Genomic DNA, 14884 nt, shown 5'->3' on the forward strand with positions numbered 1-14884 from the left:
CCGACGCTGTTGGCGAATTCGGGGGTGGCGCTACTCGGCCCCGCTGAGCATCGGCTCGGCGGGGCCGAGTGCTGCGAAGTGGCTGGTGCGCGTGGAGGCTCGTGGTGTGTCTGTGAGGTGAGCGTCGATGCGGGCGAGGTTGATCGCGGCGCCAATGAGCTGGTGCTGGCGGCTGGTCTTGGGCAGACCCCGGTAGCGGGATCTGCGAAGTCCGCAGCGGTTCACGCCCTGGGAGAAGGTGCCTTCGACCCCGGCGCGGATCTTGTAGCGCTCCTTCCACTCTTCGGTCTGCTGTAGGGCGCGGGCCTGCTGGAGTTCCTGGTGGGCCTGCTGCGGCCGCAGGGTGATGGCACGGCCCTTAGCCTTCAGGGCCGGGACGCAGTCGTGCACGACGGGACATGGCCGGCAGTCACGCACGGGGAACTGAGCTCGGACCACCGCGAGACCGTGCTGGGAGCGATCTTCCCGCCAGCTGGTGCTGGTGCGCCCGTTGGGGCAGGTCACACGCTTGTTGTCCCAGTCGACGGTGAAGGCGTCCTGGCCGTAGGCGGCTCTTGTTCGGGCCTGTGAGTTGGTCACCGACTTGAGCGGTCCGTGCAGTGCGACGCCGTGATCACGGGCGTCCGTCATGGCTGCGGCGTTGGCGTATCCGGTGTCGACCCAGTGCTCGCGTGGAAGCAGGCCCCGCTCGGTCAGACCCGCGTGGACGACTGCCGCCATTCGGTCATCGGAGACGGTGGCAGCGGTGGTGACCACGTTCGTGATCAGGTTCGGGGCGTCGGGCTCGCACGTCTCGGTGAGATGGACCTTGTAACCGTGCCAGAGGGTGTCGCGTTTGACGCTGCCACGCGCTTCGATGTCATAGGGAGTGACCAGGCGCATCGCGCCTGGCGGCCGGTCTTTTGGGCCCCGGCGCATCACCTCGCCGTCGACCAGGTGGAAGTCCTGAACCCACATCTGCCGCAGGACCTCGATCTCCGGCAGATCCCGCAGGGCTTCGGGCGCCGCCGGTGAGAGAACGGCCTCAAGCAGCCGCGTCCCGTCCCTGCCGATCCTCAGGCCCACCTCGTCCCGCTTCGTGCGAGCCTGAGGAAACCGGGAGTCCTCAGCCCTCGTCGAGTAGTGCTTGAACCAGTCCGGCTCAGCGATGTCAACCAGCCAGCCGGGGGCCGCCTTGGCCAGCGCGTTCAATGCCGACCGCAGTGTCTCTGCGACCTTCTCCAACCAGCACAGCTCACGGGCCGCGGACAGCACGTGCGTGGAGTCGGTGCGGGCCCGGCCCGCGCTCTTGAGCAGCCGTTTCTCCCGGGCCGCGGCCAGGATGCCATCCAGAACCCGCCGCCCGGCCTCAGCCTCGATCAGACGGTCCCGGAACTCCGACAGGACCGAGAAATCGAAGCCCGGATCATCAAGTTCCAGCCCGAGCGCGTACGTGAAGTCAATCCTTGCCCGCACCGCCTCCGCAGCCTGCCGGTCAGTCAGCCCCTCCACGAACTGCAACACCAGCACGAGTGCCAGCCGGCCCGGCGACCAGGCGGGTTTTCCCCGCGCCGGGAACAGATCCGCGAACTGCGCGTCGGCGAACAGCACACCCAGCTCGTCCCGGACCCGGATCGCCAGGCTCCCCTTCGGGAACGCGGCCCGCGCCACCCGCACTGTCTCCGCCGGGATCTCGCCCGGCCCGCTCGGCTGCATCGACACCCGCACCCACCCCATACGACAACGTCGGCCTTCAAGACCACAACCGGGTCTTGAAGGCCGACGTCACGTGCGCCCCCGAATTCGCCAACAGCGTCGGATCGTTCCGGGCGGGGCGCTGCGGTCGCGGCCGTTGCCGGCGCAACCCCATCACGATCCGTGGTCAGGCGTTCTGCCGAGCTGGACCCGGCGGCGCCTCCTGGATCGCGCCGAACCGGGCTCCGAGTACTAGCTGCTGCCCAGCGCGGATACCAGGCTTGCCACCGTGACGGTGTTGAAGACGAAGGCGATGACCGTGTTCGCCGCCACCGTCCGTCGCATTTCCCGCGAGATCACGTCGACGTCGGTGGTGCCGAACGTCGTCATCGCCGACAAGGCGAAGTAGACGTAGTCGGCCCAGACCGGGGGACTCCCGCCGCCGGGGAAGTCGAGAGCCCGCTCGTTCTCTACGAGGTTGTCGGCTTGGAAGGTGACCGCGAAAGCCACGACCACGCAGATCCAGGCGACGACGACCAGAGCGAGAGCCACCAGCGTGCGCGGCAGGGCGGAGAACGCGGTGCTGGCGTGACCCGGGAGCCACACCACCGCCACCATCAACGCGGCAGCCGCGATGAAAAGTGACACGCCCGGCCCGGGCGCGGTCCCGAGAACGTAGCGCTGCATGAACGTGCCGCGAGCTTCGCGGTGCGCCCAGGAGCGAACCTGTTCCGGAGCGACGTTCATGAAGACGGTCAAGGTAATCGCGAGGTAGGGGATCAGGTAGGCGAAAAGTACGAGCACGCCGACGTCTATCGCCGAGATCCGCACCACGCTGTCGTTGGGAAGGACGACTGCCGCGCACACCGCGATTACCATCCCCACCGCCGTCCGACGGCCTTCGGAAAGCCAACGGTGCACAGGCGATCCTCTCTGGGGGGCATCGTGTGAGGGGGTGGCAGTGAACGGGCGGGCTTCGGCTGATGCCATGAGTGCCCCGATGCTATGAGGGCTCCGACTCCTGGCAGACGGATTTCGGGGCGTGTCTTCGGTTGTGACCGAAGTCGGAATTGCGGATGCATCGCCTGCCTGACCGCCTCTTCTGAAGCCGGCGTCCGATCTAGGGGATCAGGGCTGCCACTGTCTGCGTGTTGGGGTGATCGTCACTCCATCGTAGGAATTACGGACCACTGACGAGGGGTGGGGAGCCGGAACCGCGGCCTTCGTCCGGGCGAATCGGTTCACTGGACGCTCCTGGGCGATCAGACGATCGCATCGGAACGGGAGCAAGGGAGTACCGGAGATGCCGGAGCAGGAAGAGGGAACCGATTCCGCAGGTAGCGACCCCACGGGTACCGACCCCACAAGTAGCGGTCCCACAGGTACCGACCCGTCCGGTCGGCACCCCACCGTCGGACTTGAGCATGCGGCCCTGCTCGCCGTGGGTATCGCGGATCTCGCACTCGAACGGCTGCGTCACGCCGCGGACCGGGGCCAGCAGCTGTTGCGCCGCTCCGATCTGCGAGACCTTCTCGCCGACGGAATGAACGACCTGCGCGCCCGCGGAGAACTCGCCTCCCGCCGTGTCACGCCGGACACCGAGAACTACCTTGAGGTGATGGCGCGCCGCGCGGCGAAGAGGGCAGGGGCGGCCGAAGCGTCCGGACCGACTCATGCATGACGCGACGGGATTCAAGGAGCGCATCGACGCGTACCTGCGCCGGCTGGCCGACGAGGAGGAAGCCGAGCTACTGCACCTGTCCGGTGAGCTCGCACCTCTCTGTGCCCAGCTGCGCAGTTCGCTGACGAGCGGGAAGCGACTGCGGGCCGCCTTCCTGTACTGGGGCTGGCGGGCGTCCGGGCAGCCGGATTGCGACGGCGTGATCAAGGCCGCTGCCGCCATGGAACTGGTGCACGCGGCGGCGTGCACCCACGACGACATCATCGATGACAGTCCGCTGCGACACGGTCTGCCGACGGCGCATGCGGCCTTTGCCGCCGCCGGCGTCGGCACCTGGGGGGCCGCGGCCGAGCAGTCCAGCGGGCGCCGCCAGGACCGCTCCGCCGCGCTCGCGATGATGCTGGGCGATCTGCTGATGGGCTACGCGGGCAAGGTCTTCGCGACCTGCGGCCTGCCCGGCGCCTATGTGGCACGGACGGTCCCGCTGTGGTCCACGCTGCTGCGCGAGACCGTCGCGGGGGAGTGCCTGGAAGTGCTGCGTACCGGCGGCAGCACATCCGGTGTCGCCGAATCCCTGGAGGTCGCCCGGTACAAGACGGCCAAGTACACCGTGGAGCGCCCGTTGCACATGGGAGCCACGCTCGGTGGTGCCTCACGAGAGGTACTCGCCGCTTTCACCGGATACGGGCTGCCGCTGGGTGAAGCGTTCCAGCTCCGCGACGACCTGCTGGGCACCTTCGGTGATCCGGACCGAACGGGAAAGTCGAATCTGGACGACCTGCGGGACAGGAAACCCACCGCGCTGCTCGCGCTCACCCACTCGCTTCTCTCCCCGGTGGAAGGGCGGCTGCTGGCCAAAACCTTGGCCGGCCCGAGCCTGGACGAGGCCGGCGCGGCGCTCGTACGGGAGCTGATGGAGCACAGCGGTGCGCGGCAGCGCGTCGAGGAAATGATCGAGGAGCGGGTCGCGCGGTCCCGTGCGGCGCTGGACTCCGTGGCGCTGCCGGCGGACGCGCGCTCGGTGCTCGGCGCACTGGCGGCTTCGGCGGTCGACCGCTCCCTGTGAGGGCTACGAGAAAGACGAGGAACCCGTGACCACTGAGTTTACGACGGCCGAGACCACGACGACCGAAACCACGGCCACCGCGCGATACACCGAAGCGACGCTGGACGAGCTGCGTACCCAAGGCGACCCGCTCGCCGACGAAACCGTGGCGACCATGTTCGAACGGGGAGAAGTAGCGGACTTCAACACCCTCATGCGCTTCTTCACCACCGCCGGACACAAACTGCCGGAGGGCCTGCCACGGTCGGCGGCGTCCTACCTGGAAGCAACCGGCATGCCCCCGGCAGGGGTGGACTGGGACATCATGGAGCGGGCACGACTGTTCTTCATGGACAACGCCGCGCACATCAACACCGGTCTGTCCTTCGCCGCCATGCCGACCTCTTACGCTGTCCCGCGCGTGGCCAAGCTGCTGGCTTCCACGCACTCCATGGACTACCCGTCGCGCCGGATGGCGAACACCGGGCAGTTCGTCACGTACCTGATGCAGACCAACGCCTTCGAGGAGGGCAGCAAGTTCATCCCGGCCGCCCAGAAAGTGCGCTTGCTGCACGCCGCGGTGCGTCACCATCTGACCAGGTCCGGACGTTGGGACATCGAGCGCGACGGTATGCCGCTCTGCCAGGAAGACATGATCGGCGGGCAGATCTGCTTCTCGATCCTCGTCTTGGACGCGATGCACCGCCTCGGCATCCACATGAGCCAGGAGGGCGCGGAGGCGTACTACTACGCCTGGCGTGTCGTCGGCTCCATCCTGGGCTGCGACATGGAGGCAGCACCGAAGAACCTCACCGAAGCCCGGGCCTACGCCGACCTCTACCTTCTGCGCAACCTGGGACCCTCGGAGGAGGGCGTACGGCTGAACAACCAGCTGATGCGGATGTACGAAGACGTCGTGCCCGGCACACTCTTCGACCCGATCGTCCCGGCCACGATCCGCTACCTCGTGGGCGACACCATCGCCGGCTGGCTGCAGATCCCGCGCGGTCCGTGGGACACGGCGGCCAAGGCCGTGCCGCTGATCCTCGGCGTGCTGGAGACCATCGAGGACAGCAGCCCGCTGGGGGAGTGGGCACTGGACAAGGCGGGCAGCCTGGTCTCCGGCTTCGAACTCGCCTCTCTCACCCGCGGCCGGGTGATGCAGTACGCCATTCCTGAGGAACTTAAATCCGACTATGGCCTGCGGTCCCAGCAGTCACGCAACCAGCGCTGGGTGCCACCCGCTCCGACGTCGGCGGGAGCGAACTGAGCAGGGCGCAGCTCCTTCACCCCACGCTCGGTCTGATCGAGGTCAACTGCCTGAACCTGTTCAGCGAGGACGGCCGGCAGCGGCTCCTCTGGTTCACCCCCGCGGTCGGCACCGACAGCGCCGACCTTCTCGCCCTGCTCGCCGTCCTCGGCACCCAAGAAGTCACCGGTCCGGTCCTAGACGTTGACAGCCGCCGTTGGCAGTCCCCCCCCACGACAGCGTCTGTCACGAGATTGGGTCCGGTGGGCGGTGACGAAGCCCGTGCCGGCTGGCGGTGCGCCGGAACCGAACGTGACGTCGGCGCCTTACGGCAGCGGGGTGACGAGCCGATGGTGCCGCCGTGTGCCGGGGGAGGGGCCGGTCATGGCGGTGGTCTGTTGATGATGGGCGAGTCGCCGGTTTGGCTAACCGGCGACTCGCGCTGTCTTGCTCCGCTCCGAAGCGGCCTGCCTTGTCTTGACCGCGACGCGACGGACGTGCCGATGACACCCGGGTCTCGGCAATCGCGTTCGTCTCCGGACGGGGCGTATACGTCCTGTTAGTCGTAGTGAATCTTGCCGTCCTCATCGAGGCGCGGGTGCATCTGGCACGGAGTTTGGCTGTTGGTGTCGGACGGACGTGGCCCTTCGGGCCCGTCAGGGCCCCAGCGCAGCAGTCGACGAACGCGGCAGATACGGTGCACGGTGCCGCGGACCTCGACCTGGTTGGCACGCTCGGACCGGAGCCGGTCAGCGGCCCGGGCGTACTCGGCCAGCTCGTCGGCTGCGGGGTCGGTGCCCTCGGCAGCCACCGTACGGGCGTCGATGTCCCTGCCGTCGGCATCCATGGGAATGAGACCGCGCATGCGCGGCTGAAGCCACGTCAGGGCGAAGTCCAGCGACCTGCGGGCTCCGTGCGCACTGGCATGCAAGCCCCCGCCGGTCTGCCACCCGTGGCCGCTCTTCTCCACGGTCCTGAAGGTCGTGGGCAGCAGCATGACGTCGGGGTGGGTCTCCAGCGCCTGCTGGGAGTCGCTGCGCACGGATTCGGGGAACCGGTCGCCGCTGTAGGCCAGACTGCGCAATGCCAGCCGCTCCGCTGCCTGGCTCGGTGTGACCGGCGCCTCCGGGTCCAGGACCAGGCCGTCGTCGAATGGTTCCCTGGCGCTGCGGCTCCAGTCGGGCACGGCGGGTTCAGGGTCGGTCGGGCGGGGCTGCTCGATGCCGTCCGGCCCCATGCCCGCGTACTCCTCGGCGCGCACGATCCGGTAGCGGGTGCCGAGTACGGTGAGGTCATCGACGCGTTCGCGCTCCAGCCGGGCGACCGCCGCCAACAGGGCGCGCCGTTCCTCCCGGTCCTGGGCCTCGTCCTTCGCCCGGTACCACAGCAGCGAGTTGAGGCTGTCCCGGGCCTGCTGCGGACAGCCGGCTTCCACCGCGGTCACCACCTGCCACCGCGGTGGCTGCCCGATGTCCTGTGAGGCCACTCCGAACAGCGGGCCTCGTACGAGTATCGTCGCGGTGCCCAGTGCGGCGTCGAGTGCGTCGGCCTCCATGACCGCCTCCACCGGATCTTCCGGATGCCTCACCGCGATCGGCCGCATCCGGCCCCGACTCACATGCTCATGGCCCATGTCCTCATCCTGCCGACTGCCGTAGGTGCTTGACATGGTTTTTCTGATTCCTCACTCCCGTCGCGCGAGGATGACCGCACTCAGCCGGAAGGCGTTCCCGCCAGGCGCCGACAACGACGCCCCTGCTACGGAGACGATCGAGCCCCGATTTTGCGAACGAAAGGTGCACGGGGTGATGGCGGCTCCCGCGGCCAATGCTCTCCCGGGCAAGGAGCCGAAGCGCGCGGGCCGGGCGGAATGTCCGGCCCGTGCTCGTTCTGCTTCGGGCGCGGCATCGGATCGGCGCCTTCAAACCGGTCCGTGGCACGAATGGGGGGCGTGTGGCATTACACCGCGCCAGGGCAACCGGAACACACGCCCCCGGCGCACTGCACATGACCGTGAGCGAATCATTGCGATGATGCTCTGAGCACTCTTACGGTTGCGGCGCGGCGTCAACCGCTCGCGGGAGCGAAGACGCAAATGCTTCCGTATTTCGTCGGTCCGGTCCCGTGATCCGCGTTATTCCCAAGGGAAATGGAGTGCGACCATGACGTACGAGCGTCCCACACTCACCAAGGTCGGCGGCTTCCGCAAGGTGACGGGTGTAAAGAACACCGGCCCCAAGGATGTTCTCGGCGGCAAGCAACTCCTCTGACGCGACCGGTGCGGAGCCGCTGAGCGGATCCGCACCGTGCCCCGGGACGGGCCGGCCCCCGCGCCGGCCCGTCCCGCGGCCGATCGAGTCCGTCCGCCGGTGCCCCCGCCCGCTCCCGAAGATCCTCTCCGACCCGAGGATTCTCTCCGACCGAAGGCCGTAGCCGTGGAAGAGACCCTGTCTTTGTCGGCCCTGTCCAGCTGGTTCGTCGTCCTGCCCGACACCGACGCGGCCACCACGGTCGCCGCGAAAGCGCTTTCTCACGCATCGCACAGCCTGCGCCACGCGTCCGGCAGGCCCTGGCTGGTGGGCCGGTGGGCAGCGCAGTCGGTCGTCGTGGGAGCGCACGGCCAGACCCGCGTCGCCGTGCTCGGGGAGCACTCCGTCACCCCTCGGGAAGCCCGGCGCGCCGCCGAGGCAACAGCCACCGCGTCGCTGACGGCTCTGGACCGACTCAGCACCACGTGGGCGGGCAGCTTCCACCTCGTGGCCAGTTCAGGCGGACGGGTCCGGGCGCAGGGCGGAGTCGTGGACCTGCGGCGGGTGTTCTACGCCGACGCCACGCCTCCGGCGTCCGCCCGGGTGAGCGTCGCGTCCGACCGGGCCGACGTACTGGCCGAGTTGGTCGGTGCGGGGCTGGACGAACGCCGTCTCGCCCTGGAGTTGCTCACCTTGGGCGTACCGCATCCTCTGTCGGGATCACCGCAGTGGCGGGGCGTTCACGCTCTGCGCGGCGGCCACTGTCTGACTCTTGACGCCGACGGACGAGCGCGGTCGCGCCGGTGGTGGTCGCCGCCCGATCCCGACGTCCCGTTGGCGGAGGGGGCGGGGCGCCTGCGCGAGGTGCTGACCGCCGCCGTCGATCTGCGCACGCGGGGACGCGACCTGGTGACGACGGACCTGGGCGGCCTGGACTCGACCGCCGTGTGCTGCGCCGCGGCGCGCGGTGCGGCCAAGGTCGTCGCGTACACCGCCGCTCTCCATGACGAGCTCGGCGACGATGTGCACTGGGCGCGGCAGACCGTCCAGGCCCTGGGAACGGTCGAGCATCACGTCGTACCCGCCGAGGACACGGCCCTGACGTTCGACGGCATCGACACGCTCCAGGACATCCTGGACACGCCCAGCATGCTCACGGTCGACCGCAACCGCCGCATGCACCTGGTGGGCCTGGCGGCCGCCCGGGGGTCCGGACTGCACCTGACCGGGCTGGGAGGCGACGAACTCCTGGCCGGAACACCTGCCCGCCTGCACGCCTCGATATCCGCCCACCCCTTCCACACCCTGCGGGACGTGCGCGGGTACGCGGCCAAATACCAGTGGCCCCGGCGCAAGGTGCTGCGCCAGCTCGTGGACCGCCGCTCCTACCGGGCCTGGCTCGCCCGGGTCGCCCGTGACCTCACCGGGCCGGCGGCCGCCGCGGACGAGCCGCTGCTCGACTGGGCCGTACCGCCCCGGATGCCGCCCTGGGCCACGCCCGAGGCCGTCGCGGCGGCGCGCGAACTGCTGCTCACCTGCCTGCCGGATGCCGAACCGCGAGGCAGGGGCCATGGCGAACACCGGGAGCTGGCCGCCATGGACGGCATCTCCCAGTGGACCCGGCACATCGGGCAGATGGCCGCGCCCCTGGGGATCACCGTGGCGGCCCCGTACTACGACGACCGTGTCGTCGAAGCGTGCCTCGCGGTCCGGGCACCGGACCGGATCACCCCTTGGCGTTACAAACCGCTGATCGTCGAGGCCACGCGCGGCATCGTGCCCGAAGCCGTCCGCACGCGCGGCACCAAGGCCAACGCCACCTTCGAGGAAGAGACCGGGCTGCGGCGCCACCGCGGCCGGCTGCTGGCGCTGTGCGAGGAATCCCGGTTGGGCCGGCTCGGCCTGATCGACGTGGACGCCCTGCGGGAATGGTGCCGCCGCTCGCTGTCCGCGGAGACGGAGAGCTATCTGCTGCATCCGACCGTGGCCTGTGAAGTGTGGTTGCGCTCCCGTGAAATGATGCCGGCACCGCCCGGCTGCTGACCGAACAGGAGAAGGTGACGGCGATGTACGCGCTGAAACCCGGTGTTCTGCTCACCGAGACCGAGTACGGCATGGCGCTGCTCGACCAGAAGAGCGCCGAGTACTGGACGCTCAACCCCACGGCAGCAGACGTCCTCCAGACCCTGCTGGACGGCCGCGGCATCGACCAGGCGGTGGAGGCACTGACCGGGCAGTACGAGGGCGTCGACACCGACCTGGCCACCCAAGACGTCATCCGCATCATCGACGACCTGCGTTCCGCGGGCCTCATCGCACCGTAACCGCCGCGCCAGGCAGGCAGCCGGCCCCAGGGAAGAGGTACGCAATGTCGACGCCGGAAGCCGTCCCTTACCGCCCTCGCTCCATCCCCTTGGCCCGCCGCCTCACGGCTCGGGTGGTGGTGGGCTGTGCCCATGTGCTGGCCACGCTGCCGCCTGGCCGTATCCGCGTCGTACTGGGCTGGTTGCGGCGCGGGGCGAAGCCCGCCACGCTCGCCGAGGCCGCCCGTGCCAGGCAAACGGTGCTGGCCGTGAGCCTGGCCGCCGGGGGGAGCAAGGGGTGCCTGCCCCGGTCCCTGGCCACGGTGCTGCTGTGCCGTCTCCACGGGCAGTGGCCCGCCTGGTGCGTAGGAGTTCGCGCCCGCCCGCCGTTCGCCGCACATGCCTGGGTGGAAGCGGAGGGAGAACTCGTCGGTGAGCACGTGCCGGCCTCCTACTTCCAGCGCTTCTTCGTCGTGGAGTGAGGCCGTGACCTCGGCGCCCCCGACCGAAACCGCCCGTAACGACGACCAGGCGCCCCCACCGGAGCAGCCGGCCGGCCGTCGTGCCGCCCCCAGCCCTGTCTGGCCCGGCCTGCGGGCGCTCGCCGGCCTGCTCCGGCCGCAACGCGGACGCCTGCTCGCCGGGATCGCGCTCGGTCTGCTGGGCAGCCTCCTGGGGCTGGCCCAGCCGATGGCGGCCAAGCACGTGATGGACTCCGTCGGCCAAGGGCAGCCGGCGGTCGGCTCCGTAGTACTCCTCAGCACGCTGGTGCTGGCCGGCGGGCTTCTCGCGGGCCTGGGCCACTACGTGCTCGACTGCTCCGCCGAGTCCGTCGTCTGCACCGCCCGGCGCAGGCTGACCCACCGCCTGCCACGCCTGCGCGTACCAGTGATCGAACACACCGAGCCGGGCGATCTGATCGCGCGCGTCACCTCGGACACCGCACTGTTGCGGCGCACCGCCCCCCAGGCCGCGTCAGCCGCGGTCACCGGCACCCTGATCACCGTGGCGACCGTCGTGATGATGGGGCTGCTGGACGCTGTCCTGCTCTGCGTCACCCTCACCGTGGTCGCCTTCGTCGGCCTCGTCGTCATCCTGGTGACCCCGCACATCGGCCGGGCCACCCGGCACACGCAGGAAGCCGTCGGCCGCATGGGGGCCGGTCTCGAACGGACACTGGGTGCCTTGCGCACCGTCAAGGCGGCGGGCGCCGAACAGCGGGAGACCGCGGCGCTGCACCGTGCGGCCGAGTACGCCCGCCGTGCGGGCGTCCGCGCCGCCGCGTGGGAGGCGGTGTCCACCACTCTGTCGGCCGTCGTCCTCCAAGCCTGTTTCCTGGCGGTGCTCGGCGTCGGCGGCGCGCGCGTGACCTCCGGTTCCATCGGCGTCTCCACCCTTGTCGCCTTCCTGCTCTACCTCTTCGCGCTCGCTCCCAGGGTCGGCCAACTGGTCGAAGGAGTAGGGCAGTTGCAGATCGGTGCAGCCGCCGCCGTACGTCTGCGGGAAGCCGAGGCACTGGAGGTCGAAGAGGCGGAAAGTACGGAACCGGATCGTCCGGAAGGAGACGGCGACGAGACGGCCCCGGCCCCGGAGCAGGCCCCCGGCTCGCACGAACGGCATCGGCACCCTGCCGCCGTGGCCTTCCAACAGGTGCACTTCACCTACCGCCCCGGCCTCCCCCCAGTCCACCGCCATGTCTCCTTCACCGTCCCCGCCGGCGGCATGACCGCGATCGTCGGGCCGTCCGGCGCGGGCAAGACCACCGTCTTCGCCCTCATCGAGCGCTTCTACGAACCGGACGCCGGCCGCGTACTGCTGGACGGCAGGGACGTACGCCGGTGGCCTCTCGCCCGGCTCCGCGCCGCCATCGGCTACGTCGAACAGGACCCGACCGTCCTCGCCGGAACCTTGCGCGACAACCTGACGCTGGGCGCAGCCGACGCCACCGACGAACAGATCGCCCAAGTCCTGCGCCTGGCCCGGCTCGACACCATGACGGGCCGCCTGCCGCACGGCCTGGACACCCAGGTCGGCCACCGCGGCAGCCGGCTCTCCGGCGGCGAGCGGCAGCGGGTGGCGATCGCCCGTGCCTTGCTCCGGCGGCCTCGGCTGCTCCTGCTCGACGAGGCCACCTCTCAGCTCGACGCGGCCAACGAGGCCGCCCTGCGTGAGACCATCACGGACACCGCACGCCGCACCACCGTCCTGGTCGTCGCGCACCGCCTGTCCACCGTGACCACCGCGGACCGCATCCTGGTCATGGAAGCCGGCCGGGTACGGGCACGGGGAACCCACGCCGAACTGATGGCACGCGACTCCCTGTACGCCGAATTGGCGAGCACACAACTGATCGCCTTCCGTTGACGTCACGGCCCTCCGGGTGGTGCCTACGCGAGGCCGCCGTTGCTCGTCAGGAGCCCCCCGCCGGTGATCAAGGCGAGCGGACGGTTGGCCGGAGGGCCTTGGGCGTAGGCGCGTTCGTCATGGTCGGGTCTCGTCGTCACGGCAGGTGATGTGTCAGTCCAGCGTGACGGTTCTGCGCACGGAGCGGATGCGCTGAGGGGCGAGGGGGCGCCCGATCCGTAGGAGGATCTGTGGTCGCCATCCGGGTTCCAGCTCGGCCGCGAGCCGCACTGCCAATGCGGGTATCTCCACTGGCCCGGCCTGGATGTCGTGTGCCAGTCCCTCGGCTGCCGCGCGCAGCAGAACGTGGTAGGCGGCGCGGCCCGCGTCGCACCAGGCCATCGGGTCGTCGGCCCTTGTCGCGACGACCACGACCAGTCCCGGCCCTGTCGCGTAGACGGTGCGTACGGCCTCAGCTGCCCGAGTGGGGTCCGCGTGTTCCAGGAACCACTGGGAGGCGGGCATGTCGTGTCGTTCGGTGCCGGGGAGCAGGGCTTCCGCGGCCATCCCGTTGCGGGCGGGCTCCCCGTGCCAGTGCACCAGCCCGGCGAGCTCGCGGCGGAGGGCGGGCAGGGACAGAGCGGTGGCGAGGCCGGTTCCCGCGAGCACGCCGATCCTCTCCACCGCTTTCGGGTCGGTGATCGGGAAGAGCTGGGTATCGGCTCCGGTGTCCGGCAGGGCAGTGGAGTCCAGCCAGGGGGGCTCGGCCAGCGGCGCGTAGGGCCCCCGTTCGGTGTGTCGTTGCCAGATCGCCCGATACAGGGCGGAGTCCCCGGCCGGGGAGCTTTCGGTGAGATGCAGTACCGCCAAGGTGCGGTCGCCGGGAACCTGTGCCGTGCACGTCACGCGGGCGTGAATGCCCCAGCGGTACGCCGCCACCACGAATGCCTCGACGTACATGGCGAGGGAAAGCGCCGTCTGACGCCGGGTCGGGTCGCCGGCGTCCAGCGCACAGGCGTCATGACGGCCGATGCGGAGCGCGTTCCCGGTGAGCTCGCAGGCCCAGGGCTGCGCGTTGTGGGCCGAAGGCGCGCGGCCCGCGACCTGCGCCAGGAAGCGCACTTTGTCCCGGAGGGACCCGTCCGCGGGATACCGGCCCGGCTCCCGTGTCACGGCGCCTCCCCGAACAGCGCCCGCATACTCACGGTGTACTCGGCGTCGACGCGTTCGCGCTCGGCCACCGCTTGCGGGGCATGGTGGCCGACGTCCAGGGCCGCGTCCAGATCCACCGCGTACCGGCCGGACGGCATCGGGCGGCCGGTGAGGATCCGCCGGGCCGTGTAGGCCAGCGCGGCACCGGCGAGTCCGGCTGCAGTGCCGAGTTGCGGCCAACTGACGAGGCGCGTACCCACTTGCAGCAGCGACAATTTCATCCGTGCGGTCACCTCCGGCCCCACCAGCGCGTCGGCCAGAGTGATGCGTTCGGCATCCGTGAGGTGCTCGGGCAGCCGGCGTAGCCGGGCTTGGTCCACCGCTCCGTGGAACAACGGACGCTCCGGTTCCAGGTCGTAGCGCTCCACGTCCACGAGGACGTTGTCCCCGTTGTCGGTCGCCATGACGACCGGCACCTTCCGGGAGCGGGCGGCGAAGCGGGCGAAGGCTTTCACCCGCAGGTCGTCCGTCTCCTCGATGAGCAGGTCAAGGCTGTCGGCGCCACGGCCGAAGAACTCCTCGAAGGTCCGTTCCGACAGGTCGTTGAACAGCTCGATGTGCTGGAAGGGGTTGAGTTCCCACACGCGCTCGGCACAGACCGCGGTCTTGGGCAGGCCGAGGTGGCATACCGAGGCCGTCACCCTGTTGAGATTCGTGAGCGCGAGGGTGTCCGGATCGGCGATGCGCAGCCGGCCCGCGCCTCCCGTACCGACCAGTGTCATGACCGCAGACATGCCTACGCTCAGTCCGGCCACCCCCACCCGGGCGGCGTGATAGCGCTGTTGTTCCTGGTGTGTGATCAGGTCGCGGTTACGTGCAGTGCGCAGCCGCAAGAACGTCGTCTCGTCCGGCAGATGGACGGCCGTGCGCCGCCACGGGAAGTAGGCCCACACGCCGGCGCGGCGCAGGTCGCCGTCGTTCCACTTGGAGGCCAGGTAGCGCCGGTAGGTGACCTGATACCACGGGGAGTCGACGGAGAGGAAGGGGAACTCGACGCGGAAGAGCTCCTCGATGATGCAGGGGAGGGTGTCCACCTCGTGCATCGGTTCCCCGCAGGCCCGCAACCCCGCAAAGGCCGCGACGTCCTGGCGGCGCGACATGTCGTACAGGCGAACGCCCGCCGGCGAC

13 protein-coding genes and 1 pseudogene are annotated in these 14884 nt (G+C 69.8%); 9 read left to right on the top strand and 5 right to left on the bottom strand.

Annotation, left to right across the window (positions count from 1 at the left end; all coding sequences use genetic code 11):
• Positions 1–30 precede the first annotated feature (30 nt).
• Together ACH4K4_RS26065 and ACH4K4_RS26070 are read right to left on the bottom strand one after the other, a co-directional pair.
• The gene (locus ACH4K4_RS26065; RefSeq protein ID WP_398170480.1) at positions 31–1701 is read right to left on the bottom strand and encodes an IS1182 family transposase; all 1671 of its coding nucleotides are present in this window, start codon (positions 1699–1701) and stop codon (positions 31–33) included.
• Between the two features lie 225 nt (positions 1702–1926).
• A complete protein-coding gene (locus tag ACH4K4_RS26070; protein WP_398170481.1) occupies positions 1927–2595 on the bottom strand; it encodes a DUF1345 domain-containing protein in 669 nt (222 codons plus the stop codon).
• Between the two features lie 382 nt (positions 2596–2977).
• On the opposite strand from ACH4K4_RS26070, the gene ACH4K4_RS26075 reads away from it, so the two are divergent.
• From ACH4K4_RS26075 to ACH4K4_RS26090, 4 genes and pseudogenes are all read left to right on the top strand, one after another.
• Complete coding sequence (locus ACH4K4_RS26075; protein WP_398170482.1) at positions 2978–3355, top strand: hypothetical protein; 378 nt, start codon at positions 2978–2980, stop codon at positions 3353–3355.
• Complete coding sequence (locus ACH4K4_RS26080) at positions 3348–4421, top strand: polyprenyl synthetase family protein (protein WP_398170483.1); 1074 nt, start codon at positions 3348–3350, stop codon at positions 4419–4421. The genes ACH4K4_RS26075 and ACH4K4_RS26080 overlap by 8 nt, the downstream gene beginning before the upstream one ends.
• Positions 4422–4446: 25 nt before the next feature.
• Complete coding sequence (locus ACH4K4_RS26085) at positions 4447–5670, top strand: oxygenase MpaB family protein (RefSeq protein WP_398170484.1); 1224 nt, start codon at positions 4447–4449, stop codon at positions 5668–5670.
• Between the two features lie 8 nt (positions 5671–5678).
• Positions 5679–5837, top strand: a pseudogene (locus ACH4K4_RS26090) (transcriptional regulator); the annotation flags it as partial.
• Positions 5838–6208: 371 nt separating this feature from the next.
• Here the strand turns inward: ACH4K4_RS26090 and ACH4K4_RS26095 are convergent.
• A complete protein-coding gene (locus ACH4K4_RS26095; protein WP_398170485.1) occupies positions 6209–7282 on the bottom strand; it encodes a DUF5954 family protein in 1074 nt (357 codons plus the stop codon).
• Between the two features lie 529 nt (positions 7283–7811).
• Here ACH4K4_RS26095 and ACH4K4_RS26100 point away from each other — a divergent pair.
• From ACH4K4_RS26100 to ACH4K4_RS26120, 5 genes are all read left to right on the top strand, one after another.
• Complete coding sequence (locus tag ACH4K4_RS26100) at positions 7812–7919, top strand: keywimysin-related RiPP (RefSeq protein ID WP_242577869.1); 108 nt, start codon at positions 7812–7814, stop codon at positions 7917–7919.
• 165 nt (positions 7920–8084) lie between these two features.
• A complete protein-coding gene (locus tag ACH4K4_RS26105; protein WP_398170487.1) occupies positions 8085–9941 on the top strand; it encodes a lasso peptide isopeptide bond-forming cyclase in 1857 nt (618 codons plus the stop codon).
• A 23-nt stretch (positions 9942–9964) separates the two neighbouring features.
• The gene (locus ACH4K4_RS26110; protein ID WP_398170488.1) at positions 9965–10222 is read left to right on the top strand and encodes a lasso peptide biosynthesis PqqD family chaperone; all 258 of its coding nucleotides are present in this window, start codon (positions 9965–9967) and stop codon (positions 10220–10222) included.
• A gap of 44 nt (positions 10223–10266) precedes the next feature.
• Positions 10267–10683 (top strand): lasso peptide biosynthesis B2 protein, encoded by a 417-nt coding sequence (locus ACH4K4_RS26115; RefSeq protein WP_398170490.1) that lies wholly within the window; start codon positions 10267–10269, stop codon positions 10681–10683.
• 4 nt (positions 10684–10687) lie between these two features.
• Positions 10688–12565 carry an ABC transporter ATP-binding protein gene (locus ACH4K4_RS26120; protein ID WP_398170492.1) on the top strand — a complete coding sequence of 626 codons (1878 nt, stop codon included), beginning with the start codon at positions 10688–10690 and terminating at the stop codon, positions 12563–12565.
• Positions 12566–12718: 153 nt separating this feature from the next.
• Here ACH4K4_RS26120 and ACH4K4_RS26125 read toward each other — a convergent pair whose 3' ends face one another.
• Both ACH4K4_RS26125 and ACH4K4_RS26130 read right to left on the bottom strand, forming a co-directional pair.
• Positions 12719–13717 carry a hypothetical protein gene (locus ACH4K4_RS26125; protein ID WP_398170494.1) on the bottom strand — a complete coding sequence of 333 codons (999 nt, stop codon included), beginning with the start codon at positions 13715–13717 and terminating at the stop codon, positions 12719–12721.
• Positions 13714–14856 carry a ThiF family adenylyltransferase gene (locus ACH4K4_RS26130; RefSeq protein WP_398170496.1) on the bottom strand — a complete coding sequence of 381 codons (1143 nt, stop codon included), beginning with the start codon at positions 14854–14856 and terminating at the stop codon, positions 13714–13716. The genes ACH4K4_RS26125 and ACH4K4_RS26130 overlap by 4 nt, the downstream gene beginning before the upstream one ends.
• Positions 14857–14884: the final 28 nt, after the last annotated feature.

The sequence above is a fragment of the Streptomyces sp. NPDC017529 genome (genome assembly GCF_044329785.1).
Lineage (GTDB): Bacteria > Actinomycetota > Actinomycetes > Streptomycetales > Streptomycetaceae > Streptomyces.

Excerpts from the sequence above, each read along its gene's own strand:
- ACH4K4_RS26130 (WP_398170496.1), bottom strand. The coding sequence starts at position 14,856 with ATGTCGCGCCGCCAGGACGTCGCGGCCTTTGCGGGGTTGCGGGCCTGC.
- ACH4K4_RS26080 (WP_398170483.1), top strand. The coding sequence starts at position 3,348 with ATGCATGACGCGACGGGATTCAAGGAGCGCATCGACGCGTACCTGCGC.
- ACH4K4_RS26075 (WP_398170482.1), top strand. The coding sequence starts at position 2,978 with ATGCCGGAGCAGGAAGAGGGAACCGATTCCGCAGGTAGCGACCCCACG.
- ACH4K4_RS26115 (WP_398170490.1), top strand. The coding sequence starts at position 10,267 with ATGTCGACGCCGGAAGCCGTCCCTTACCGCCCTCGCTCCATCCCCTTG.
- ACH4K4_RS26110 (WP_398170488.1), top strand. The coding sequence starts at position 9,965 with ATGTACGCGCTGAAACCCGGTGTTCTGCTCACCGAGACCGAGTACGGC.
- ACH4K4_RS26095 (WP_398170485.1), bottom strand. The coding sequence starts at position 7,282 with ATGGGCCATGAGCATGTGAGTCGGGGCCGGATGCGGCCGATCGCGGTG.
- ACH4K4_RS26100 (WP_242577869.1), top strand. The coding sequence starts at position 7,812 with ATGACGTACGAGCGTCCCACACTCACCAAGGTCGGCGGCTTCCGCAAG.